Annotated in this window: 20 protein-coding genes; 12 read left to right on the forward strand and 8 right to left on the reverse strand. The window is 63.4% G+C overall.

Features of this window, described 5'->3' with window-relative positions; genetic code table 11:
* The first annotated feature begins 246 nt into the window (after positions 1-246).
* Genes RRX38_RS02445 through glgB form a run of 3 tightly spaced genes read left to right on the forward strand, consistent with a single transcriptional unit; the run spans position 247 to position 7,835 of the window.
* The gene (locus RRX38_RS02445) at positions 247-2,265 is read left to right on the forward strand and encodes an alpha-1,4-glucan--maltose-1-phosphate maltosyltransferase (protein ID WP_315961360.1); all 2,019 of its coding nucleotides are present in this window, start codon (positions 247-249) and stop codon (positions 2,263-2,265) included.
* A gap of 18 nt (positions 2,266-2,283) precedes the next feature.
* A complete protein-coding gene (gene treS / locus RRX38_RS02450) occupies positions 2,284-5,613 on the forward strand; it encodes a maltose alpha-D-glucosyltransferase (RefSeq protein ID WP_315961361.1) in 3,330 nt (1,109 codons plus the stop codon).
* The gene (gene glgB, locus RRX38_RS02455) at positions 5,610-7,835 is read left to right on the forward strand and encodes a 1,4-alpha-glucan branching protein GlgB (protein WP_315961362.1); all 2,226 of its coding nucleotides are present in this window, start codon (positions 5,610-5,612) and stop codon (positions 7,833-7,835) included. The genes treS and glgB overlap by 4 nt, the downstream gene beginning before the upstream one ends.
* Positions 7,836-7,982: 147 nt before the next feature.
* Here glgB and RRX38_RS02460 read toward each other — a convergent pair whose 3' ends face one another.
* Positions 7,983-10,607: an autotransporter outer membrane beta-barrel domain-containing protein gene (locus RRX38_RS02460; RefSeq protein ID WP_315961363.1), complete on the reverse strand. Its 2,625-nt coding sequence runs from the start codon at positions 10,605-10,607 to the stop codon at positions 7,983-7,985.
* Between the two features lie 161 nt (positions 10,608-10,768).
* Positions 10,769-12,010 carry an MFS transporter gene (locus RRX38_RS02465; protein ID WP_315961364.1) on the reverse strand — a complete coding sequence of 414 codons (1,242 nt, stop codon included), beginning with the start codon at positions 12,008-12,010 and terminating at the stop codon, positions 10,769-10,771.
* A gap of 153 nt (positions 12,011-12,163) precedes the next feature.
* On the opposite strand from RRX38_RS02465, the gene RRX38_RS02470 reads away from it, so the two are divergent.
* Positions 12,164-13,285 (forward strand): lactonase family protein, encoded by a 1,122-nt coding sequence (locus RRX38_RS02470; protein ID WP_315961365.1) that lies wholly within the window; start codon positions 12,164-12,166, stop codon positions 13,283-13,285.
* Between the two features lie 39 nt (positions 13,286-13,324).
* Here the strand turns inward: RRX38_RS02470 and RRX38_RS02475 are convergent, their stop codons facing one another.
* On the reverse strand, positions 13,325-14,914 hold the full coding sequence (locus RRX38_RS02475) for an ABC-F family ATPase (protein WP_315961366.1): 1,590 nt from the start codon (positions 14,912-14,914) through the stop codon (positions 13,325-13,327).
* Positions 14,915-14,985: 71 nt separating this feature from the next.
* Entirely contained in the window at positions 14,986-15,414 is a 429-nt protein-coding gene (locus RRX38_RS02480; RefSeq protein ID WP_315961367.1) for a tyrosine-type recombinase/integrase, read from the reverse strand.
* A gap of 87 nt (positions 15,415-15,501) precedes the next feature.
* Between RRX38_RS02480 and RRX38_RS02485 the strand changes: the two genes are divergently transcribed.
* The 3 genes from RRX38_RS02485 (at position 15,502) to RRX38_RS02495 (ending at position 17,239) form a co-directional block, all read left to right on the forward strand.
* Positions 15,502-15,816 carry a hypothetical protein gene (locus RRX38_RS02485; RefSeq protein ID WP_315961368.1) on the forward strand — a complete coding sequence of 105 codons (315 nt, stop codon included), beginning with the start codon at positions 15,502-15,504 and terminating at the stop codon, positions 15,814-15,816.
* A gap of 321 nt (positions 15,817-16,137) precedes the next feature.
* Positions 16,138-16,524: a hypothetical protein gene (locus tag RRX38_RS02490; RefSeq protein ID WP_315961369.1), complete on the forward strand. Its 387-nt coding sequence runs from the start codon at positions 16,138-16,140 to the stop codon at positions 16,522-16,524.
* A 127-nt stretch (positions 16,525-16,651) separates the two neighbouring features.
* Entirely contained in the window at positions 16,652-17,239 is a 588-nt protein-coding gene (locus RRX38_RS02495; protein WP_315961370.1) for a hypothetical protein, read from the forward strand.
* Between the two features lie 105 nt (positions 17,240-17,344).
* On the opposite strand, the gene comJ is transcribed toward RRX38_RS02495, so the two are convergent.
* A complete protein-coding gene (comJ, locus tag RRX38_RS02500) occupies positions 17,345-17,824 on the reverse strand; it encodes a competence protein ComJ (protein WP_315961371.1) in 480 nt (159 codons plus the stop codon).
* Positions 17,825-18,296: 472 nt separating this feature from the next.
* On the opposite strand from comJ, the gene RRX38_RS02505 reads away from it, so the two are divergent.
* Positions 18,297-19,082 carry an SDR family NAD(P)-dependent oxidoreductase gene (locus RRX38_RS02505; RefSeq protein ID WP_315961372.1) on the forward strand — a complete coding sequence of 262 codons (786 nt, stop codon included), beginning with the start codon at positions 18,297-18,299 and terminating at the stop codon, positions 19,080-19,082.
* A gap of 132 nt (positions 19,083-19,214) precedes the next feature.
* Positions 19,215-19,520: a hypothetical protein gene (locus RRX38_RS02510; protein ID WP_315961373.1), complete on the forward strand. Its 306-nt coding sequence runs from the start codon at positions 19,215-19,217 to the stop codon at positions 19,518-19,520.
* A 37-nt stretch (positions 19,521-19,557) separates the two neighbouring features.
* Here RRX38_RS02510 and RRX38_RS02515 read toward each other — a convergent pair whose 3' ends face one another.
* Positions 19,558-19,833 carry a hypothetical protein gene (locus RRX38_RS02515; protein WP_315961374.1) on the reverse strand — a complete coding sequence of 92 codons (276 nt, stop codon included), beginning with the start codon at positions 19,831-19,833 and terminating at the stop codon, positions 19,558-19,560.
* A 554-nt stretch (positions 19,834-20,387) separates the two neighbouring features.
* On the opposite strand from RRX38_RS02515, the gene RRX38_RS02520 reads away from it, so the two are divergent.
* Complete coding sequence (locus RRX38_RS02520) at positions 20,388-20,828, forward strand: hemerythrin domain-containing protein (RefSeq protein WP_315961375.1); 441 nt, start codon at positions 20,388-20,390, stop codon at positions 20,826-20,828.
* A 53-nt stretch (positions 20,829-20,881) separates the two neighbouring features.
* Positions 20,882-21,229: a 2-oxoacid ferredoxin oxidoreductase gene (locus RRX38_RS02525; protein ID WP_315961376.1), complete on the forward strand. Its 348-nt coding sequence runs from the start codon at positions 20,882-20,884 to the stop codon at positions 21,227-21,229.
* Positions 21,230-21,246: 17 nt separating this feature from the next.
* Here RRX38_RS02525 and RRX38_RS02530 read toward each other — a convergent pair whose 3' ends face one another.
* Complete coding sequence (locus RRX38_RS02530) at positions 21,247-21,522, reverse strand: peptidylprolyl isomerase (protein ID WP_315961377.1); 276 nt, start codon at positions 21,520-21,522, stop codon at positions 21,247-21,249.
* 88 nt (positions 21,523-21,610) lie between these two features.
* Here RRX38_RS02530 and RRX38_RS02535 point away from each other — a divergent pair, with 88 nt between their 5' ends.
* Positions 21,611-22,786, forward strand: a complete 1,176-nt coding sequence (locus RRX38_RS02535; RefSeq protein WP_315961378.1) for a PilT/PilU family type 4a pilus ATPase — start codon at positions 21,611-21,613, stop codon at positions 22,784-22,786.
* Positions 22,787-22,806: 20 nt separating this feature from the next.
* On the opposite strand, the gene RRX38_RS02540 is transcribed toward RRX38_RS02535, so the two are convergent.
* Positions 22,807-24,384, reverse strand: coding sequence for an ABC transporter ATP-binding protein (locus RRX38_RS02540; RefSeq protein WP_315961379.1), 1,578 nt, complete (start codon positions 24,382-24,384; stop codon positions 22,807-22,809).
* Between the last annotated feature and the right edge of the window lies 1 nt (position 24,385).

Below are 24,385 nucleotides of genomic sequence, written 5' to 3' on the forward strand. Positions count from 1 at the left end.
AACCGCGCCGCCGCAGCATGCAGGCCTGCAGGTTGCCGCCGGGCAAAGCCGCCGAGGCCGCCTATGCTTGGCAGGCGACCATCCGACCGGCGGCATGCCGGAAAAGCTTTGAACTTTCCAACAGGCCACCGTTCGGAATCCTTGCAGCCGGGATCCCGTGCCAGAGCGTTCCGGGAGGCCCGTTCCATGCATTCATTTGCGGTCTGGCGCAGCGGAGCGTTCCAGGGGCGTAAGGAGAGATGCTCGATGAATGAACAGTCACAGGTTGTCGATTCACAGGCATTCGAGGGCTCACGCAGCCATCGGCCATTGACGCTGACCCAGGCCCTGCAATTGCCCAGGGTAGTGATCGAAGACACTTCGCCGGTGCTCGAAGGCGGTCTGTTCGCCGCCAAGGCCATCGTGGGCCAGCCGGTCACGGTGACCAGCAAGGTCTACGCCGACGGCCACGACAAACTGGCGGTGCAGCTGTGCTGGCGCGCCGAACACCAGGAGCAGTGGCAGCAGGTGCGCCTGCAAGAGCTGGGCAATGACAGCTGGGCGGGTGAATTCACCCCGCCTGCGGTGGACCGCTATCTGTTCCGCCTGGAGGCGTGGATCGACCAGTACGCCAGCTACTGCTACGAACTGGACAAGAAGCATGGCGCCGGGGTGCCCATCGAGCTGGAACTCGAAGAGGGGCGCATCCATCTGCAGCATGCGGCCGAGCGCAGCCATGGCGAGCTGCGCGAGCAGATCGAGGTTGTGCTGCGACAACTGGCCGAGGGCGACAACCAGAGTCGTGTGGTAGTGCTGCTCAACAGCGAGACCCAGGGCCTGATGAGCCAGGCCGATAACCGCGGTTTCCTGAGCATCAGCCGCGAATACCCGCTGGATGTCGAGCGCGAACGCGCGCAGTTCGCCAGCTGGTACGAGCTGTTCCCCAGGTCGATCACCGACGACCAGAGCCGCCACGGCACCTTCAACGATGTGCATGCGCGCTTGCCGATGATTCGCGACATGGGCTTCGATGTGCTGTATTTCCCGCCCATCCATCCCATTGGCCGCGCGCACCGCAAGGGACCCAACAATTCCCTGACCGCCGGCCCCGACGATCCGGGCAGCCCGTATGCCATCGGCAGCCCCGACGGGGGTCACGAGGCGATTCACCCGCAGCTGGGCAGCCGCGAGGATTTTCGTGCCCTGGTGGCCGCTGCCGCCGAGCACGGCCTGGAAATCGCCCTGGACTTCGCCATTCAGTGCTCCCAGGACCACCCCTGGCTGCAGCAGCACCCCGGCTGGTTCACCTGGCGCCCGGACGGCACCATCCGCTATGCCGAGAACCCGCCGAAAAAGTACCAGGACATCGTCAACGTGGATTTCTACGCCCCCGACGCGATTCCCGCGCTATGGCTGGAGCTGCGTGACATCGTGCTGGGCTGGGTGGCCGAGGGGGTGAAGATCTACCGCGTCGACAACCCCCATACCAAACCGCTGCCGTTCTGGCAGTGGCTGATCGAAGACGTACGGCGCCAGCACCCCGAGGTGATGTTCCTCGCCGAAGCCTTCACCAAGCCGGCAATGATGGCGCGTCTGGGCAAGGTGGGTTATTCGCAGAGCTACACCTACTTCACCTGGCGCAACACCAAGGCCGAGCTGGCCGAATACTTCACCCAGCTCAACCAGCCGCCGCTGCGCGATTGCTACCGGCCCAACTTCTTCGTCAATACCCCGGACATCAACCCCTACTTCCTGCAGCAGTCCGGCCGCGCCGGGTTCCTGATCCGCGCCGCGCTGGCGACCATGGGCTCGGGGCTGTGGGGGATGTACTCCGGGTTCGAACTGTGCGAATCGGCCGCCTTGCCCGGCAAGGAGGAGTACCTGGATTCGGAGAAGTACGAGATTCGCGTACGCGACTTCAACGCGCCGGGCAACATCATTGCCGAGATCGCCCAGCTCAACCGCATCCGCCGGCAGAACCCGGCCCTGCAGACCCATCTGGGGCTGAAGCTGTATACCGCCTGGAACGACAACATTCTGTACTTCGGCAAGCGCACCGCCGATGGCAGCAACTTCGTGCTGGTAGCGGTCAGTCTCGACCCGCATCACCCTCAGGAAGCGCATTTCGAGCTGCCGCTCTGGGAAATGGGCCTTCCGGACCACGCCGAGACCCAGGGCGAAGACCTGATGAACGGCCATCGCTGGACCTGGTACGGCAAGGTGCAATGGATGCGCATCGACCCGGCCTACCAGCCGTTCGGTATCTGGCGGATCAGCGCGAAGTAGCCGGGGAGGGCGTGCGTCATGGGAGACAAGGCATCGAAAGCTGCGAGCTTCATCAACGACCCGCTGTGGTACAAGGACGCGGTGATCTACCAGGTGCACGTGAAGTCGTTCTTCGACTCCAATGACGACGGCATCGGTGACTTTCCGGGGCTGATCGCCAAGCTCGACTACATCGCCGGGCTGGGCGTGAACACCATCTGGCTGCTGCCGTTCTACCCGTCGCCGCGTCGCGACGATGGTTATGACATTGCCGAGTACCGCGACGTACACCCCGACTACGGCAGCATGGCCGACGCCCGGCGCTTCATCCGCGAGGCGCACCGGCGTGGCCTGCGGGTCATCACCGAACTGGTGATCAACCACACCTCCGACCAGCACCCCTGGTTTCAGCGCGCCCGGCACGCCAGGCGCGGCTCCAGGGCGCGTGACTTCTACGTGTGGTCCGACACCGACCAGAAGTACCAGGGCACGCGGATCATCTTCCTCGACACCGAGAAATCCAACTGGACCTGGGACCCCGTGGCGGGGCAGTACTTCTGGCACCGTTTCTATTCCCACCAGCCGGACCTCAACTTCGATAACCCCCAGGTGATGGAGGCGGTGCTCGGCGTCATGCGCTTCTGGCTCGACCTGGGCGTCGATGGTCTGCGCCTGGATGCCATCCCTTACCTGGTGGAGCGCGATGGCACCAACAACGAGAACCTGCCGGAGACCCATCAGGTGCTCAAGCGCATCCGCGCCGAGATCGACGCCAACTACCCGGACCGCATGCTGCTGGCCGAAGCCAACCAGTGGCCGGAAGACACCCAGCTGTACTTCGGCGACCGCCATGGCGATGACGGCGACGAATGCCACATGGCGTTCCACTTTCCGCTGATGCCGCGCATGTACATGGCGCTGGCGCAGGAAGACCGTTTCCCGATCACCGATATCCTGCGCCAGACTCCGGAGATTCCCGCCAATTGCCAGTGGGCGATCTTCCTGCGTAACCACGATGAATTGACCCTTGAAATGGTCACCGATCGTGAGCGCGACTACCTGTGGAACCACTATGCCGCCGATCGCCGGGCGCGCATCAACCTGGGCATCCGGCGGCGCTTGGCGCCGCTGGTGGAGCGTGACCGGCGGCGTATCGAACTGCTCAACAGCATGTTGCTGTCGATGCCCGGCACTCCGACCCTGTACTACGGTGACGAGTTGGGCATGGGCGACAACATCTACCTGGGCGATCGCGATGGCGTGCGCACGCCCATGCAATGGTCCATCGACCGTAACGGCGGCTTTTCCCGCGCCGACCCGGCCAGCCTGGTGCTGCCGCCGATCATGGACCCGCTCTACGGTTACCCGTCGATCAACGTCGAAAGTCAGGACCGTGACCCGCATTCGCTGCTCAACTGGACCCGGCGCATGCTCGCGGTGCGCAAGCAGCAGAAGGCGTTCGGTCGTGGTGCATTGCGCATGCTGTCGCCGAGCAACCGGCGCATTCTCGCCTACACCCGTGAATACACCGACGCGGACGGCCATACCGAGATCATTCTCTGTGTGGCCAACATGTCCAGCGCCGCTCAGGCCGTGGAACTGGATCTGTCGGCGCATGCCGGCAGGGTGCCGGTGGAGATGCTCGGTGGCAGCGCCTTTCCGCCCATCGGGCAGCTGACCTACCTGCTGACCTTCCCGCCCTACGGCTTCCATTGGTTTCTACTCGCCGCGGAGAATCAGATGCCCAGCTGGCACGTTGAACCGGCCCAGAGCCTGCCGGACTTTCCTACCCTGGTGCTCAAGAAGCGCCTGGAAGAGCTGCTCGACCAGCCGTTGCGCGACACCATCGAGAACACCTCGCTGACCGGCTACCTGCCCAAGCGCCGCTGGTTCGGCAGCAAGGACAAGACTATCGAGAAGGTCCACATCGCCTATGCCGTACGCTTTGGCGAAGCGCCGCGACCGGTGCTGCTCAGCGAGATCGAAGTCACCGCGGGCGGCCAGTGCGAGCGTTATCAGCTGCCGTTCGGCCTGCTTGGCGAAGACGAGTCGGCCAGCGCCTTGCCTCAGCAACTGGCCCTGGCCAGAGTGCGGCGCGGTGCGCAGGTGGGCCTGATTACCGACGCCTTCACCCTGGAAGCCTTCGTTCGCGATGTGGTGCAGGCCATGCAGGCCGGTACCGAACTGGACTGCGCCGACGGTCGCCTGCTGTTCGCCGGTACCGCCGAGCTGGCGCCGTTGAGCCTGGGACAGGAGTCAGCGGTGCGCTACCTGTCGGCCGAGCAATCCAACAGCTCGGTGGTGGTCGGCGGCAGCCTGGTGCTGAAGATGATCCGCAAGGTCAGCGCCGGTATCCATCCAGAGCTGGAAATGGGCGCGTACCTGACCGCCGCCGGCTACCGCAACATCTCGCCGCTGCTCGGTTCGCTGGTGCGCGTCGACCCCCAGGGGCAGCCGCACCTGCTGATGATTGCCCAGGGTTACCTGAACAATCAGGGCGATGCCTGGGAGTGGACGCAGAACAACCTGGAGCGCGCCGTGCGCGACGAACTCTCGCACCGGGCGCCGGGGCAGGAGCAGAGCTACAGCGCCCTGGACGAGCTGGCGCAATTCGCTGGCAACCTTGGCCAGCGCCTGGGCGAAATGCACCAGGCCCTGGCCACGCCCACCGACAACCCGGACTTCGCCGTGGAACCCACCGACGCCGAGCAGACACGCAGCAGTGGCGTGCGGGTACAGGCGCAGATCGAACGCGCCCTGCAGTTGCTGGAACAGCGCGCCGCTGGCCTGCAAGGTGCCGACCGCGAGCTGGTCGAGCAGCTGCTGCCACGTCGCCAGGCTATTCTGGACCACGTCGCCGCGCTGGCGACGCGCTCCGCAGGTGGCCTGCGCATGCGCGTACATGGCGATCTGCACCTTGGGCAGGTGCTGGTGGTGCAGGGCGATGCCTATCTGATCGACTTCGAGGGCGAACCGGTGCGTTCGCTGCAGGAGCGCCGCGGTAAATACAGCCCCTTCAAGGATGTCAGCGGCGTTCTGCGCTCGTTCGACTACGCTGCGGCCATGGCCATGCGCAGCGCGCAGAGCGTCGATACGTCGGCTGAGGCCAGCGCCGCTCGCGAACAGGTGGCCACGGCCTATCTGCAGCGTTCGCGGCAGGCGTTTCTCGACGCTTATCGGCAGGCCACCGGCAGCCTGGCCCATGCCTGGGAGCATGGCCAGGGCGAGGCGGCAGCGTTGGAACTCTTTACTTTGGAAAAAACCGCTTACGAAGTGATCTATGAAGCCGAGAATCGCCCGGATTGGTTGGCCGTGCCTTTGCAAGGACTGCGTGGATTGCTGCATTTGAACGATGGAGAGTCGAAATGAATGTGCCTGACAAACGCGGTCCGGGCCGCCAACCAATGCCCGCCGCGGTGGACACGGATGCCTTGATCCGTGCCGAGCATCATGATCCGTTTGCCATTCTCGGCCCCCACGACGATGGCCAAGGAGGCCAGATCATTCGTGCCTACTTGCCCGGTGCCTTGAGCGTGCGGGTGCTGGCGCGCCATTCTGGCGAAGACCTCGGCGAGCTGCCGCAGGGCGACGTGCCTGGCCTGTTCGTGGGCCGCTTTGACGAGAAGCAGCCCTACCTGCTGCGCATCCAGTGGGCCGGTGGCGAGCAGGTCACCGAAGACCCCTACAGCTATGGCCCGCAGCTGGGCGAGATGGACATCTACCTGTTCTCCGAAGGCAACCACCGCGACCTGGGCAACTGCCTGGGCGCGCAGGTCATGACGGTCGACGGTGTCCAGGGCGTGCGGTTTGCCGTCTGGGCGCCCAACGCCCGACGCGTGTCGGTGGTGGGCAGCTTCAACAACTGGGATGGCCGTCGCCACCCGATGCGTGCGCGGCATCCTTCCGGCATCTGGGAAATCTTCATTCCCCGCCTGCAGCCCGGCGATGTCTACAAGTACGAAATCCTCGGCCCCCATGGCATCCTGCCGCTCAAGTGCGATCCGGTGGCACGGGCCACCACCTTGCCGCCCGATACCGCGTCCAAGGTCGCCGCGCCCTTGCACTTCGACTGGCAGGATCAGGACTGGATGGCCGGCCGCGCCGAATTCCAGTCCACCGCGGCGCCGTTGTCGATCTATGAGCTGCACGCCGGCTCCTGGCAGAAGGAGCAGAACGAAGACGGCAGCGCCTGGCGGCAGTACGACTGGCGTGAGCTGGCTGACCGGTTGATTCCCTACGTCAAGGAGCTGGGCTTCAGCCACATCGAGCTGATGCCGATCATGGAACACCCGTTCGGCGGTTCCTGGGGCTACCAACTGCTGGCGCAATTCGCGCCCACCGCGCGCTACGGCTCGCCTGAGGATTTCGCCGCCTTCGTCAACGCCTGCCACCAGGCTGGCATCGGCGTGATCCTCGACTGGGTGCCGGCGCATTTTCCGACCGATGAACACGGCCTGGCGCAATTCGACGGCACCGCGCTGTACGAGTACGGCAACCCCCAGGAAGGCTTTCACCAGGACTGGGATACGCTGATCTACAACCTCGGCCGCACCGAGGTCCACGGTTTCATGCTGGCGTCGGCGCTGCACTGGCTCAAGCAGTTCCACATCGACGGCCTGCGGGTCGACGCCGTGGCTTCGATGCTGTACCGCGACTATTCGCGCAAGGCCGGAGAGTGGGTGCCCAACCGCTATGGCGGCCGCGAGAACCTGGAGGCCATCGACTTCCTGCGCCACCTCAATGACGTGGTGGCGGTGGAGGCGCCCGGGGCCATGGTCATCGCCGAAGAGTCCACCGCCTGGCCCGGCGTGACCCAGAACACCCAGCAGGGTGGCCTGGGCTTTTCCTACAAATGGAACATGGGCTGGATGCACGATTCGCTGCACTACATGCAGCAAGACCCGGTGCACCGTGCCCACCATCACAACGAACTGAGCTTCGGCCTGGTGTACGCGTGGTCCGAGCGCTTCATCCTGCCGATTTCCCACGATGAAGTGGTACACGGCAAGCGCTCGCTGATCGACAAGATGCCCGGCGACCGCTGGCAGAAGTTTGCCAACCTGCGCGCCTACCTGACCTTCATGTGGACCCACCCCGGCAAGAAGCTGCTGTTCATGGGCTGCGAGTTCGGCCAGTGGCGGGAGTGGAACCACGACGAACAGCTGGACTGGTACCTGCTGCAGTATGCCGAGCACATTGGCGTGAAGACCCTGGTCGGCGACCTCAACCGCCTGTATCGCGAAGAGAAGGCGCTGCACGAGCGTGACACCGAACCGATGGGCTTCCAGTGGCTGATCGGTGACGACAACGCCAACAGCGTCTATGCCTGGTTGCGCTGGAGCAAGAGTGGCGAGCCGCTGTTGGTCGTGTGCAACCTGACCCCGGTGCCCCGCGAAGGCTATCGGGTGGGCGTGCCGTTCGAAGGCGTCTGGAGCGAGCTGCTCAACAGTGACTCCGAGCGCTATGCCGGCTCCAACGTGGGCAATGCCGGCGAGGTGCGCGCCGAGCCTGAACTGAGCCATGGCCAGCCGGCCTCGGTGCTGCTCAACCTGCCGCCGCTGGCGGTGGTGGTATTCAAGCCAAAAGGCTGAGTCCTTAGCGGCTCAAGGTCGTTCCTGCCTATCCGACAGGAGCGACCTTGAGCCGCGAAGCCGTCTTGCATCCAGCGAAGAAGCACGCATCTGCGCGCCTTTTCGCGGCTCAAGCGGCTCCTGCAACCGGCCGCTTTCCGGCCCTGCCTACCAGCTCACGCGTACCCCCAGGCTGGCTCGCAGCGCTTGCTGTTGTCTGTCATCCAGGTTGTGGCTGTAGTCGGTGCCCAGGTACAGGCTGACCTGCCTGGCCAGCCGTGCTGCCACCCCCACGCCAAGCTCCAGGCGATTGGCCTGCTGTTCGCTGTGAATGCGCTGTGCATGGTCGAACAGCACGGCGTCTTGCCCGGCGAAGGTGTGCCACAGGTTGACCCGTGCATAAGGCTCGACAGCCTGCCCGGCCAGCGTATATCGACCTTTCACCCGGACGCCGGCGCGTGCCGCGCTCCATGGCTCGGCATCGAAACCGATGTGCGCCACGCCGTCATCACGGCTGTCCAGCTCGATGCGCTGGTGCACCAGTTGCAGCTGCGGCTCGACCTGCCAGCGCTGGCTGGCCTGCCAGGGATAACCGGCTTCGGCAGACAGGCTCAGCGCGCGGCCATGCAGGTCGACACCCAGGCCGCGCAGCGAGCGGGTCTTGCCTTCCAGGCGGGTGCTCATCACCACCAGGTCGAGGTACCCACCTTGCGGCTCGCTGAGCGTCCAGTAGCCGCCCAGGCTGTCGCCGCGCAGCCGCAAGCGCCCCGTGTCGCGCTCATTGAACCCCTCGGCAAAGCCCTGTATCTCGCCGCTCAGGCGGCTTTGCGCGACGAACAGCCCGACGCGCTGATAGCGGCCGCTGGCGGTCTGTCCGGCCCACAGGTCCTGGCCGACCTGGTAACCACTGAGGCTGCCTTCGAAGCGGGGTGCGACCGCGCCGGACCAGCCCTGGCGCAGGTCCTGGCCCAGCAGCCGGGCCCAGGCTGCGGGCAGCCGGCCGGTTTCGCCGAGCAGGCTCTGTTCACCTTGGCGTTCATGAAAGGTGCCCAGCGTACCCAGCCCCAAGGCGGCGGCAGCAGGCAGGGCGGCGCTGTAGTTGGCGACTTCCAGGCGGTATAGCGGCACCGGTTCGGCCTGCGCCTGCGCGGCTGGCAAGACCGGTGTGCCTGGCGCAGGTGAGGGCAGGGCACTGGCCGCCGCCATGCCCGCCGGGGCCAGCGGCAGCAGCGTTGTAGCAACAGGTGGCACGGGAGGTGGCACCGGTGTAGGGGGTGTCGGGTTGGGCGCCGGGGTTTCAGGCGTCGATGGCGGCGGCTCGGCCGCCGGGGGCGCGCTGAGCGCAACGGCTGCCGGCAGTGACGAGCGCAGGAACCAGCTGTTTTCCGAACCCGCAGTCACCCCGCCACGATACAGGTAGTACTGGTAAGGCCCGGCCGAAAGCCCTTGAGGCAGGCTGAACGCGGCCGGCTCGCTGACGGCCCCATCGCGGGCCTGGACCACTTCGATACCGTTGGCCAGGGTCTGCGCACCGCTGCCGCCGGCATTGATGATATTCAGGCGGGTAGCGCCACTCAGGTTGCCGGCCGCTACCACCAGCCGGTCACTGATCGCGCTGTCGTCACCCAGCACGCTGCGCAGGCGCAGTTGCCCGCCCTGGCCCTGATAGTCGCCGTGAATCTGCAGGGTGTTGCCAGGATTGCCGGTTTGGCTGAGGTCAATGAGCCCGGCGTTCTGCACCCTGGTGTTCTGACCGGTGACGAAAGGGCGCACCACACCGCTCGACGACGCCAGGCGGCTGCTCGGGTCGATGGACAGGCTGCCGGTCTGGCTGACGGCATCGCCCAGCACCAGCGGCTGATCGAGGCTCAGCAGCGCGCCGTTGACCAGGGCCAGGCTTTCCCAGTTGCGATAACGGCTGGCCGTGGCGCTACGTGTCGCGTCCAGGGTCAGGCTGTCGTTACCAGGCCCGCCGTCGAGGGCGGTGGCGGCGGTGAGTCCCGGCTCGTCGAGACCGGCCAGGCGCGCCGTGTCGTCGCCTTCGCCCAACTGCACCTCGCCACGCACCTGGCCGCCGTTTTGCCAGTCGAAGCGATCATTGCCGAAGCTGGCACGGACACCGCCGATTTCTCCGCCACTGAGGCTGATGCGGTCGTCACCGCCGCTGGTACTGATGACCCCGCCGATGCGCCCGTCCGAGACGATCACCGTATCGCGGCCGAAGCCAGTGACCAGGTTGCCGATAATGCTGCCGCCGCTCAGCTCGAAGTAGTTGTCGTCCAGCTTCATGTCTACCCGGCCGATGCTGCCACCACTCATCTGCGCCCAGTCGCCGTCCTCGAAGGCATTGCTGATGGTGCCGCCGGTCATCACGAAGCGGTCCAGCCCATCGCCCTGGGTCAGGTTGCGCAGGCTGCCGCCGCTCATGTTGAACTCGTCGCGGTCAGGGCCTTGGTTGATGTCGCCGCTGACACTGCCGGCCCCCAGCGTAAAGCTGTCGGCTCCAGCGCCGAGGTTGAAGCTGCCGGTGACCGTGCCTGACTGCATCTCGACCCGGTCGTTGCCGTTGCCGAAGTCGAGATTGCCGTTGACCGCGCCGCTACCGCCGGGCGGGAAGTTCAGTTGCAGGCCATTGTCGGAGCCGTTGAAGGGGCCGCTGCTGCCGCTGTCGCAGACCAGCGCGGCGCTGCCGCTGCCCAGGTCGCAGGCCGCAGGGGCCGGTGGTGACAGGCAGGCCAGCAGGGTGAGGGGGATGGAACAGGGTTTGCCGAATGACGCGAGCACTCTTCTCATGACCACGCTCCCGTAAGGCGTGGTCAGAGGCGGCTGGAGAGTCCGATGTTTGCCCGACGGCCACGCAAGCAACAGCGCTGCTGCGGGGCAGCGCCTTATCCGGTTTTTCCAGCCTGTTCAAAGGCTAGCGTGATCAAGTGAAGAAGTATCCGGATAAGGCGTCAAGAAGTTGACCGATCAGCGGCAGGTTGCGGGCGCCTGGACAGCCAGAAGGTCAGCGCGAAGCCCAGCGCCGCGAGCAGCGCCGAGTAGAAGAAGATCATCGCGTAGCCCTGGCCCAGGGCGATGGCGCCCATGACCGGCCCAGCGAAGGCCATCGCCAGGTCGAAGAACACCGCGTACGCGGCGAGCCCCGCAGAGCGGCTGGCCGCCGGCACGCGCTTGATTGCCTCGACGCCCAGCGCGGGGTAGACCAGCGACAGGCCAAAACCGGTCAGCCCGGCGCCAACCAGCGCAAAACCGGTGTTCGGCGCCAGCCACAGCAGGGCCAGACCGACCACTTCGACAGCCATGCAACTGATCGCCGCCAGGAAGCCGCCCAGGCGTTTGATGGCATTGATGAACAGCAGCCGCGAAAGGATGAAGCACAGGCCGAACAGCGTCAGGCACCAGGCCGCGCCTTCCCAGCCGCGGCTGGCATAGAACAGGGTGATGAAGGTGGTCAGGGTGCCGTAGCCGATGGACGCCAGGGTCAGCGCCAGACCATAGGGTGAAACACGCCCGAACACCGACCAGTACGGCAGGCGCTCGCCCTTGATCACCGCCGCCGCCGGCTTGTGGCGCACCAGCAGCAGACCGCCCCCGGCCAGCAGCATCAGCGCCAGGCCCAGGCTGTGGAAACCCAGGTAGTCGATCATCAGCACACCGAGTGGCGCGCCGAGGGCGATGGCGCCGTAGGACGCGATGCCATTCCAGGAGATCGACCGCGCCGTGTGTTCGACGCCGACCTTGGCGATCGACCAACTGATGGTGCCAACGCCGATCATGCCTTGCGAGACGCCCATGATCAGCCGCGCCACGATCAGCAGCATCAGGCTCAGCAGCGGCCAGGGCGCCAGCAGGGTGCCGAACAGGGTCAGCGCGCCGCCGCTGACGAAACCGCACAAGCCGTAGATGATGGAGCGCTTGCTGCCCAGGGTATCGGTGACCCGCCCGGCCAGCGGTCGGCTGAGCAGGGTCGCCAGGTATTGCGCGCCGATCGCCAGGCCCGCCACCACCGCACTGAAACCCAGCTGGTCATGGATGTAGCCCGGCAGGATCGCCAACGGCAGGCCGATGCACAGGAAGGCAATGAAGGTGTACAGCACGATACCGACGATCTGCAGGGTGACGTTGCTTGAGGTGCGCGAGGTATCGGCACTGGAAGGGAACTGGCTGGCGGGGTCTTGGCTCGGGGCGGGCATGGTTCTCGTCACGGTGGCGGAGTGGACGTGCTTCATCATGGCGGTGAAGCGAGCTGAATGAAAGCAGCCTAACTATTTAGGTAGTGGGGATTGTCGTCATTCACCTCAAGTCATAGGATGACTGATAACAATCAAAACAACAAAGGCGTCCCCATGATCAAACCCCTGCTGTTCGCCGTCGCCACTGGTCTGACCCTCCAGGCCCAGGCGACGACCTTCGCGTATATCTCCAGCCCGGCCGACGGCCTGATCTCGCAGTACCGCCTCGACGAGAGCAACGGTGCCCTGAGCCTGGTGCAGCAGACCCGCGCTGGCGAGCAGGTCAACCCGCTGGCCGCCTCAGCCGATGGCAGCCGCCTTTATGCTGCCTTGCGGGCCAAGCCTTTCACGGTAATCGCCTACCGCATCGAGCCGGGCAGCGGCCACTTGCAAGCGCTGTCTCAAGGTCCGCTGGCCGAGAGCCTGGCGTACCTGGCGCTGGACCGCAGCGCAGGCTACCTGATGGGCGCTTCCTATGGCGGCGACCTGCTCAGCCTGCAGCCGGTCGAGACCGGCGACGCGGCGCAGATCAGGACCTACAAGACCGGCATGCATGCTCACTCCGTGCGCACCGACCCGAGCAATCGCTTTGCCTATGCCGGCAACCTTGGGGTCGATCAGGTCTTGCAGTATCGCTTCGATGCCGCCAAGGGCAGTCTTGAACCGATCGGCAGTGGCCAGGTAGCAGCACCGCCGCACAGCGGTCCGCGGCATCTGGCTTTCGCGCCGGACAGCAGGTTCCTGTATGTGGTCGGTGAGATGAGCGGAACGGTCAGCGTCTTCGCCATTGACCCGGACAGCGGTGCGCTGACGCCGATGGAGGAGGTGGCGGGCATCCCCGAGCGCCTGAAGCTGGCCCACGGCGAAGTGCGCGATGCGCGTAACAACGACCTCAAGGACGACCCGACACCGCGTATCTGGGCGGCAGATATTCGCATGGCGCCAGATGGCCGCCTGCTGTTCATCAGCGAGCGCACCAGCAGCAGCGTCTCGGTATTCAAGGTCGATCCGGGCACAGGACGGCTCACGTTCCTCGACAACCACGCGGTCCAGGAAAAGCAGCCACGCAACATCGCCGTTTCACCGAACGGGCAGTGGCTGTTGGTGACTGGAGAGAAGAGCGACACCGTTGGCAGCTATGCCATCGCACCGGACGGCGGCCTGCGCCGGGTCAGTGAAGCGCCCTCGGGCAAGGGCGCGCTGTGGATCGAGATGGTCCAGGTCCCGCAAGGCTGAAGCCGTGCCCCGCCGCCTGGCGGCGGGGCCTTCACGGCCTCAGAGCACCACACCCTGGCTGCGCAGGTAGTCGTCGTAGGTGCCGCTGAAGTCGATCACGCCGTCGGCCGACAGCTCGATGATCCGCGTGGCCAGCGAGGAGACGAACTCGCGGTCGTGGCTGACGAAGATCAGCGTGCCGGGGTAGTTCTCCAGGGCCAGGTTCAGCGCCTCGATGGATTCCATGTCCAGGTGGTTGGTCGGTTCGTCCATCACCAGCACGTTGGGCTTCTGCAGGATCAGCTTGCCGAACAGCATGCGGCCTTGTTCACCACCGGAGATCACCTTCACCGACTTCTGGATCTCGTCGTTGGAGAACAGCATGCGGCCCAGGGTGCCGCGTACCAGCTGCTCGCCGCCCTGAGTCCACTGGCCCATCCAGTCGAACAGGGTGACGTCGTCTTCGAAGTCGTGGGCGTGGTCCTGGGCGTAGTAGCCGATTTCCGCCGAGTCGGTCCATTTCACGGTGCCTGCATCCGGCTCCAGCTCATTGACCAGGGTGCGCAGCAGGGTGGTCTTGCCGATGCCGTTCGGGCCGATGATCGCCACGCGCTCGCCGGCTTCGACGGTGAAGCTGAAATCCTTGAACAGGGTCTTGCCATCGAAGCCCTTGGCCATGCGCTCGACGGTGACCGCCTGACGGTGCAGCTTCTTGTTCTGATCGAAGCGGATGAACGGGCTGACCCGGCTGGATGGCTTGACCTCGGCGAGCTGGATCTTGTCGATCTGCTTGGCCCGCGAGGTGGCCTGCTTGGCCTTGGAAGCGTTGGCCGAGAAGCGGCTGACGAAGGTCTGCAGTTCGGCGATCTGGGCTTTCTTCTTGGCGTTGTCGGCCAGCAGTTGCTCGCGGGACTGGGTGGCGGCGGTCATGTACTCGTCGTAGTTGCCCGGGAACAGGCGCAGCTCACCGTAGTCCAGGTCCGCCATGTGCGTACACACGCTGTTGAGGAAGTGACGGTCGTGGGAAATGATGATCATCAGGCTGTTGCGCTGGGTCAGCACGTTCTCCAGCCAGCGGATGGTGTTGATGTCCAGGTGGTTGGTCGGTTCGTCGAGCAGCAGCACTTCCGGATCGGAAAACAGCGCCTGGGCCAGCAGCACGCGCAGCTTCCAGCCGGGCGCCACTTCGGTCATCGGCCCGTTGTGCAGCTCGATGCCGATCCCCAGGCCCAGCAGCAGCTCACCGGCGCGGGATTCGGCGGTATAGCCGTCCATCTCGGCGAACTCGGTTTCCAGCTCGGCGACCGCCATGCCGTCCTCTTCGGTCATTTCCGGCAGCGAGTAGATGCGATCACGCTCGGCCTTGACCTTCCACAGTTCCTCGTGGCCCATGATCACGGTGTCGATCACGCTGTACTGCTCGTAGGCGAACTGGTCCTGGCGCAGCTTACCCAGGCGCACGTTGGGTTCGAGCATCACCTGGCCCGCAGAAGGCTCCAGGTCGCCGCCCAGGATCTTCATGAAAGTCGACTTGCCGCAGCCGTTGGCGCCGATCAGGCCGTAACGGTTTCCGGCACCGAACTTGACCGAGACGTTCTCGAACAAGGGTTTGGGGCCGAATTGCATGGTGATGTTAGCTGTAGAGATCAAGTGCTTGTCCTGTAAGGGGTTCAGGCGGGTGTTTCTGTGTCACTGACCTACATGGGCCAAATTTGGGCCAATCACACTCTGGTCGGTAGCTTGTCCAGCTCCTTCCAGTCCGAGTTTGAGTTGATCCATTTTGCGTAGGTGGAAAGCAGCATTTCGACGCTATGGCCCAATTGGCTGGCAATAAATGCTGGATTCATTCCGGCCATCAGGCACATGGTTGCGTAGGTATGGCGGGTGTCGTACTGACGACGCTCGCGGATGCCAAGCGCTTTGAGCACAGGTTTGAGGTGGCGGATTGTAACACTTGGCTCCTGAATCCACATCCCGCCCTTGCTCGGCGGAAACACGTATGGGCTTTCAGCGTAAGCACCTTTCGATGACATGCTGCGTAGCGCCGCGATCCGCCTGGCTTGGGAAAGCGCTCCGATTGCCCGATCATTCAGCAGTACGACGCGGTCTGAGCCCGTCTTGGTTCGCACCTCGATTTTGGCCAAGCGCATACGGTCGTATCTGTCGAACCAGCTCTCGTCGGCCGATACGGAACCGACTCAAGCACACCTCCCTTAAGCAGAAGCCAGAACGCCAAGATGAACGCCCTCGCACAAGCCAGAGCCCTGGTAACCGACATCGGGCAGCATCCAGATCATTTCGGCGAACGTCTGACGGAAGCTGCGCGCATTCTTTGTAGTGCTGCACGGGCTGAGCCATCGAACACTGAGGTGCTCACCTGTTTCGGCGCATTGTTGAGCGATCTGGGCAAACACGAAGAGGCCGCTCGGGTACTGCATGCGGCCATAAAGGCCGGCTCACAAGATCGCAATACGCACTTCAATATTGGCGTCGCACTGATCAACCTTGCAGCACACGAAGAGGCTATGGGCTTCTTCAAGCAAGCCAATTAGCTTGGCTCGTCCACGCAAACCTGGGAGGCATATTTTGATCCGCAGGCGCACTGAGTCGCGGCCCAACATTTTGTTCAGGGCGCGCGCCGTCCGGCATGGCTGCGCTGTACCCGAGTGCGCGCTTATGCTGCATGGCTACCCAAACTGCACTCATCCCTTTCAGGATGGTCGATGCCTGAAGTACTTCTGGGATAGTTCGGTGTCGGCGGAAAGCGAGAGCGCTATATTCGGCGACCCGGCAGATGGATGACGGGCTCCAACCTTCTGCGTTGCTACACCGAAACCGGCCGACGCCCCCTTGATAAACGTTAGCGAGTTGAAATGAGCACTTCGGATATTTTTGTGTTTGGCTCGAATGAGCAGGGAATTCATGGCAAGGGAGCTGCGCTTTACGCGGTGAATAAGTGGGGTGCAATCAGGGGGATTGGCTCAGGCTTGCAGGGTCGTGCTTACGCGATCCCTACCAAAAGCACACCGCGCCGGACGCTGCCAATCGAGAAAGTAAGTACCTACGTACGAGACTTTATCGAGCATGCTCGACGGCACTCCGACAATCGGTTTCTCTTGTCGAAAATTGGTTGTGGCCTGGCTGGGTTTAGCGAAGAAGAAATCTCACCACTCTTTAGCGATTCGCCATCAAATGTCTTCCTGATTGACGAAAACGGCGAACCTATGTTCCCCGCTAGTGAATGGGCCGCGAACTTGTGATCAGTACGCTGATCACTGGTTGGCTGAAGCCACAGAGCGGTAGCGCAGATATGCTTGCGCCGTGGTTGCTTGGGCCGCTATGCCGCACAGCGCTGTGGGCCGCTCAGACTACATATACCGAGGTGCTATGAAGTACGTCGTATTCATCAGTGAACAATCCTGCCCCGACGGTCTCTACACCGGCCCGGTCGCGCCGCAGGATGCGGGCTATTTCACCCGAGGCGTGATCCCTCATCTGCAACCGCTCAGCGATAAGGAGTATCTCGACGGGCCCGCCGCGATACTGCAAACCGGTGCGCGTTACAGCTACATCGTCAGCGGCGAAGACATTTACTGGTGCGTGGAGTGGGAACCGGGTCTTGTCGTGGTGAAGTTCTCGCCCGATAGCAGCATGGCCTGGACAGCGCTGCGCTCGCCCGTCCCCAACTTCGGAGGCCGTCTGGCCTTGGAAGTCGATACGGCCCAATACGATGAAGACGAAGAGAACCATCAATACAACCTGGTTTTCAGGAGCTGGGATGCCCAGTTCGACGAAGACCATAGAGTCTGGGGCGCCTTCAAACCCGCGTCGCCTGGCGAAGAGGCTGCATTCAACGCAGCCATTAGGCACGCCAACAGGCTGTCGAAACAGCATCGGAGCGACGGCCAGGAACATCGTGAGCGCCTGGCGCGCTTCACCGCCCGCTGCGGCGAAGGCATCCGAGTCAAGTATTGACGCGGGCTGGGCTATTCGATTGTCTCTGAGGTGGCGGCGTATGTTTGCCCGGAAGGCGCTGTGCGGTTCGAGCACCCGGAGGGTTGCTCACGTCGGTCCGGTCAATCAGGCGATGCCTTTGACCAGTGCAGCGCCTTGAGTCCCTCCCCAGGGGTCGTCGATGACATACCTGGGCTCCTGATGGGCGTCGCTCGGCACAAATGTGAACTTGTAAAAGACTTCATCGCCCTCGCACACTTCGAAATACAACGCATAGTGCATTTCCTTCAAACCAATATTCAGGCGCTTTGACTCTGTGGCGGAAGCAACCTCGACGCGCGTGCTATCGGCCACTCGAAAGGAAACCGCAATACAACGTTGGGCTCTGCTGTCCTGAGCAAATGCCTCGCAAACGGCCAACTCGACGTGCGCGCCGAATGTGTCGTCAGGCAGCGGATCGAATATCACGTAGTCATCATGAATAATTGCACCCTGCCTGATGTTGAGAGGGCCCCATTGACTGTCTTCTTCGCTGTAGTCACGCCCTCTGACCAGGATTTGACTATGTGATATCAACAAGTCAATCGTCTGCTTATTTTCATTCATCAGTCAGCTTCCACCTTGATTTCTCACCCACTCAACGGTCTTCTCGCGGCCTTTCCAGACTCGCTGTACTTTGAATCGCTAGCAGCGCTGCTTGCAACCGCGGCAGACGCTTATGCTGAACGATCCTTGAAAAGGCGCCGCCTTGATCAATAGATGCTCATCGCTTTGATCAGCGTCGCATTGGCGATGCTCCTGCACGGCAAGCGCTTTAAGCACAGTACTGTTCGATTAAGCGGCATGTGGCCCGGTGGGAGCGGCTTTAGCCGCGAAAGAGCCAGGAAACTCAGTGCATCTGTTGTGAACATGCGGTCGCTCGCGGCTGAAGCCGCTCCTAACCGGGCTAACTGATCAGTATTGGCTTTAAGCACATTTGAGAGCGGGGCATGTAACATTCGACGACTCAATCCATGTTCTGTACGAAATGTTTTGGCCTTGCCTGGCCCCTGATCTCCAAAACCAAAGGGAACTCCGTATGCCCGCCTCATGGTCGTCTCAAGTCGCTTTCATCACCGGTGCCGGCAGTGAGCACGGCATCGGTTTCGCCATCGCCCGCAAGCTTGGCCAGCTCGGGGCGCGGTTGATCGTGACCGCCAGCAGCGCGCGGATCGCGGCGCGGGTCGAAGAGCTGCGTGCGGAAGGTTTCCAAGTGGAAGGGCGGCCGGCCGATCTCACCGACGAAGCCCAGGTCGAGGAGCTGGTGCGCTGGGCGCATGCGCGCTGGGGGCGGATCGATGTACTGGTGAACAATGCCGGCATGGCTGCGGTGGGCAGCCCGGAGACCTTTGCCGAGCTGGCGCAGATGAGCCTGGCCACCTGGCAGCAGGCGATCACCCGCAACCTGACCAGTGCCTTTCTGGTGACCCGCGCGGTACTGCCAGGCATGCAGGCACGTGGCTACGGGCGCATCGTCAATATCAGTTCGACCACCGGTACGGTCGCCAGCAATGTCGGTGAGGCGGGCTACAGTGCGGCCAAGGCGGGCATGGTCGGCATGGGCATGACGCTGGCGCTGGAGGTCGCGCGCCAGGGCATTACCGTGAACGCCGTTGCGCCTGGCTGGATCGCCACGGCCTCCAGCACCGAGGAAGAAATGCAAGCGGGCGCCTGCGTGCCGGTCGGTCGCGCGGGGCGGCCAGATGAGGTCGCGGCGGCCGTGGCGTTTCTGGCATCGCCTGAAGCGAGCTACGTGACCGGCAGCACGCTGGTCGTAGACGGCGGCAACTGCCTGCAGGAAAACAAAGCCGCCGCTCACGCCTGACCGCTTGGCGAGGCGCTGCGGGCAGGAGGCGAAGTACTTCTGCCCGTCGGTCGCGGCGCAGGCACTTCTTATCTACGCCCGTTCTCTCAACTTCACACGCAGATGCCCTGCGTGTGATTAGGGAGAGCGATCATGGCAATTCAAGACAATGGCCCGGAAAACGGCTATCAAGGCCCGGCGGCAGATGCACCCGACACCGACGACGGCCTTTACCCAGGCAAGGAGGGCGACCTGGGGCAGGAGCAGGGCGGTGACACCGCGCCGCTGCCAGGCGCTAATGAACCGTTGGTTTCCGGTGGCGATTCGGTGGAGTCCGAGGCCGGCCAAGGCAGCGACGAGCCTGATTCGTACGCGGGTGATGAGGCTGAAGATCCGGATATGCCGGTGCAGTCGCCGGTGGATGAAGATGAAGAGCCTGGGGCGGGCACTGTGCCTTGATATTCAGGTGGCTGAGCGCGGTCGATTCTCGTGAAAACTAGGCGCCTCGGGCCAGCACGGCCTTGTGCAAGCGGGTGGAGACTGCGCAAGCCTGCACTGCAGGGCTGGGCTTATCGATGGTGGCGGCAGCGGTGCGCAGCGCCTTGATCGAGGAGTCGATGGCGTCGATATGTTCTTGCACGTCGAGCCCGTCGATATGCCCGCCACGTTGGGCGAGAAATACCAGATGGCCGGCCATGGCCAGCGACAGGCGCTCCATGTGCAAGGCCGTTCGTTCCAGGTCACTCTTGATGGTATGCAGGGATTCCAGCATGACAAAGCACCTTGACAGGGTGAGCCGTGGAATCCGTTCTTGAGTTCACGGAGCGTTGAGCCGCGAGTCGTTCGCGGAGCTGTCGGCGCCTGAAGAATGAGGGGCCGACTGGCTGGTGGGGTAGCGAAATATTGGCGCCTGACAACCGACGCAGCGGGCGCCAACTTCTGAAAGGCTGAGATGGAGCTTGTAAGAATTGTCTTACAAAGTAAAGACGCCGGGATCTGGAAATGTTCAATTCCATCGCCTTATGTCGGGAAAGTGTTAAGTGGATTGAAGGTCGTGTGAAATCGCCGTTGCTGCCTGTCGCCACGGACGAAGCAGGTTGCTCCGTTTGTAGCGATTTTGCCTGCAGCCCACGCAAGCCGAGTATTGGCGTGACCGGCTGCTGCGCAAATGCTGTTCCGACACCTTGCCTTCATACCCGCTGCAAGACTCTTGAGACCAGAGGCCACTGTGTCTTTCAGGGGAATGGTCTGTAATGCGGTTGAACCGCTGCGCTTGGCCGGAGGTCTAGCGAGTAGTGCCTTCATTCGCTATCAGGAGCCCCGCCCTTGAACATTTTCGAAGCCCTTCGCGAGAGCCACGACCGTCAACGCCGTTACGCCGAAGCCATGCTCCAGACGCAGGGTGCCAGCGATGAGCGTGCCGAAGCTTACCGCTTGCTCAAGGAAGAACTGCAAGCCCATGAAACAGCCGAAGAACGGCATTTCTATGTGCCCCTGATGGCCCATGACAACGGTGTGGACCTGAGCCGCCACGGCATTGCCGAGCATCATGAGATGGACGAGTTGATGGAAGAGCTGGACGCCACGGACATGTCCAGCCCGGCCTGGCTGGCGACCGCGAAAAAGCTCAGCCACAAGGTGCACCATCATCTTGAAGAGGAAGAGCAGAAGTTCTTCCAGATGGCCGGCAAGATCCTCGATGCCAAACAGAAGAAAACGCTGGCCGAGCATTACGTCAAGGAGCTCGAAGAGCAGCGCGCCGAGTAATGCAGGCACGCAAGGATGCTAGAATCGGCGTTTTTTCAGGGAAACAGGCATTGATGAAACCTGCGATTCTGTTGCTGGCAGCGACGCTGCTGGCAGGCTGCGCCGCCCCATCGAGTTCCGCGCGCAGCGCGGGTCCGCTCAAGATCCTGGCCAGCGGCAAGACTGCCGCCGAGGTCGCGCAGTGCATCGAGGTGTCCTGGCAGGACACCAAGCTGTTCGGTGACACCGCCGACGTATTCCTCGACCGTCTGGACGACGGTGGCTTCACCGTGTTCACCACCCAGACCCGTTATTTCGCCGATGTGGTACGCGCCGGTGCGGGCAGTGAAATACGTTTCTATGCCAGCAAGGGGGCAGACCAGATCCCGCTACGGGCCGCGTCCATCGCGACCTGCCTGTAATCTTGCGCGGTGTTCGTTCAATCGCGGTAGAACACCTGGACCAGGTGATAGCCGAACTTGCTCTTCACCGGCCCATGAACGGTGCGCAGTGGCTTCTTGAAAATGATCTGGTCGATGACCGGGACCATCTGGCCGGGGCGCACTTCACCGAGGTCGCCGCCGCGCTTGCCTGACGGGCACACCGAATGCTTGCGGGCCAGCATGTCGAAGGCCTCGCCCTTGTCGAGGCGTTGCTTGAGGCGTTCGGCCTCTTCGGCGGTCTTCACCAATATGTGGCGGGCTTGGGCTTTCATGGCGCTGCTACCTGTCGCAAAAGCCTGTCATTATGCCTGTCTTGCAGGACGTTGGCTGTTTCAACCTCTTTTTCGTGCGGTGTCGATTATGGATTTCCAGGCATTACTCAAAACCCTGGCCACCCAGGACGGTTCGGACCTCTATCTATCCACCGGCGCGCCACCCTGCGCCAAGTTCAATGGCGTGCTGCGCCCGCTGGGCAGCGAAACCCTCAAGCCCGGTGATGTGGCGCGGGTGGCCGAGGCGATCATGGACGAAGAGCAGCGGCGCGTCTTCGACCGCGAGCTGGAGATGAACCTGGCGGTGTCGGTGGCCGGGGTCGGGCGCTTCCGTATCAACATCTTCATGCAGCGCAACGAAGTGTCGATCGTGGCGCGCAACATCAAGCTGGACATTCCCAAGTTCGAAGACCTGCATCTGCCGCCGGTGCTGCTCGACGTGGTGATGGAAAAGCACGGTCTGGTGCTGTTCGTGGGCGCCACCGGTTCGGGCAAGTCCACCTCCCTGGCGGCACTGATCGACTACCGCAACCGTAACGCCAGCGGGCACATCATCACCATCGAAGACCCGGTGGAGTTCATTCACCGGCACAAGAAGTCGATCATCAACCAGCGCGAGGTGGGCGTGGACACCCGCAGCTTTCATGCCGCGCTGAAGAACACCCTGCGCCAGGCGCCGGACGTGATCCTGATTGGCGAGATCCGCGACCGCGAAACCATGGAGCACGCCCTGGCCTTCGCCGACACCGGGCACCTGGCGATCTCGACCCTGCATGCCAACAACGCCAACCAGGCGCTGGACCGAATCATCAACTTCTTCCCTGAAGAACGCCGCGCCCAGTTGCTGCACGACCTGGGCAACAACCTCAAGGCCTTCGTTTCCCAGCGCCTGGTGCGCACGCCCGACGGCAAGCGTCGCGCGGCGGTGGAGGTGATGATGGGCTCGCCGACCATCCGTGACCTGATCCAGCGCAACGAGCTGACCGAAATCAAGGGCATCATGGAGAAGTCCGAGAACCTCGGCATGCAGACCTTCGACACCGCGCTGTACCGCCTGGTGGTGGAGGGGGCGATCAGCGAGGAAGAGGCCATCAAGCATGCCGACTCGAAGAACAACTTGCGCCTGCGCCTGAAGCTGCATGGTGAAGGCGGCGTGACCGCTGCGCCCACCCAGGCGCCCGCCGCGCCGGTGGGCGTGGCCAGCCCGAGTATGGCGCAGTGGGGGCTGGTGGACGACGATGAGCAAGGGCCCGGGCAGGCCTGAATAGCCGCGGATTGCGGCGGCTATCCCGGTTGCGCTGCCGCCAGCAATTCTTGGGTATAGGGATGCTGCGGTGCGTCGAACACCGCCTGGATGCTACCGCGTTCGACCACCTTGCCATCCTTGAGCACGATCACGTCATGTGCCAGGGCGCGTACCACGGCCAGGTCGTGGCTGATGAACAGGTAGGTCAGGCCGTGCCTGGCCTGCAGGTCGTGCAAAAGGGCTACGACCTGTTTCTGTACGGTACGGTCCAGCGCGGAGGTAGGCTCGTCGAGCAGGATGAAGGCCGGCTTGAGCACCAGCGCACGAGCGATGGCAATGCGCTGGCGCTGGCCGCCGGAGAATTCATGCGGATAGCGATGGCGACTTTGCGGGTCCAGGCCGACTTCGCGCAGTGCCTGGATTACCCGCTCGTCACATTGCGCCGCGTTCAGCCCCTCATGGGCCTGCAGCCCTTCAGCGATGATCTGTGCCACCGACATGCGTGGGCTCAGGCTGCCGTACGGGTCCTGGAACACCACCTGCATCTGTTTGCGCCATGGGCGCATCTCCCGCGCATCAAGCCCATCCAGCGCTTCGCCACGAAAGCGGATCGAGCCACTGGAGTCGAGCAGGCGTAGGATCGCCTGGCCGAGCGTCGACTTGCCCGAACCCGACTCGCCGACGATGCCCAAGGTCTTGCCGCGCTCGATGCTCAGGCTCACACCGTCGACCGCCTTGAGATATTCCCGGTGGCGGCGCAAGAGGCCGCCGGCCAGGGAGAACCACACGCGCAGCTGGTCCACCTGGAGGATTTCCTCGCTCGGCGGCCGGGGCAGTGGCTCGCCGGCCGGTTCGGCATCCAGCAACAGACGGCTGTAAGGATGGCGCGGGTTGTCGAACAGGCTCTGGCAGTCGTTCTGTTCAACGATGCGCCCTTGTTGCATCACGCAGACCCGCTGGGCCACACGGCGTACCAGGTTGAGGTCGTGGCTGATCAGCAGCAGTGACATGTTCAGCGACTGCTGTAGCTCCTTGAGCAGCAGCAGGATCTTGCGTTGCACCGTAACGTCCAGCGCCGTAGTGGGTTCGTCGGCGATCAGCAGTTCCGGTTCGCAGGCCAGGGCCATGGCGATCATCACCCGTTGGCGCTGGCCGCCGGACAGCTCGTGGGGGTAGGCCTTGAGGCGTTTGTGTGGCTCGCGGATGCCCACCAGCTCCAGCAGCTCCAGAATGCGTTTTTCTGCACTGCGCCCGCTGATGCCGCGGTGCACAAGCAAGGTCTCGCCGATTTGCCTAGCCACGGTATGCAGTGGGTTCAGCGAGGTCATTGGTTCCTGGAAGATCATCGCGATGCGGTTGCCGCGCAACTGCTGCAAGGTGCGCGGCGCGGCGCCCAGCAATTGCTCGCCGCGATAAGTGATGCTGCCCCTGGAAGTGGTGCCGGCCTGGGGTAGCAGTTGCAGGATCGAATGCGCGGTGACTGACTTGCCCGAGCCGGACTCGCCGACCAGGGCCAGGCATTCGCCGGGGCGGATGTCCAGGTTCAGGTCGCAGACCGCCGGCTGGCCATTGAAAGCGACGTTCAGGCCGCGTATTTCGATCAGGTTGTCGGTCATT

It is taken from the genome of Pseudomonas sp. DTU_2021_1001937_2_SI_NGA_ILE_001 (assembly GCF_032463525.1).
Classification (GTDB): Bacteria; Pseudomonadota; Gammaproteobacteria; order Pseudomonadales; family Pseudomonadaceae; genus Aquipseudomonas.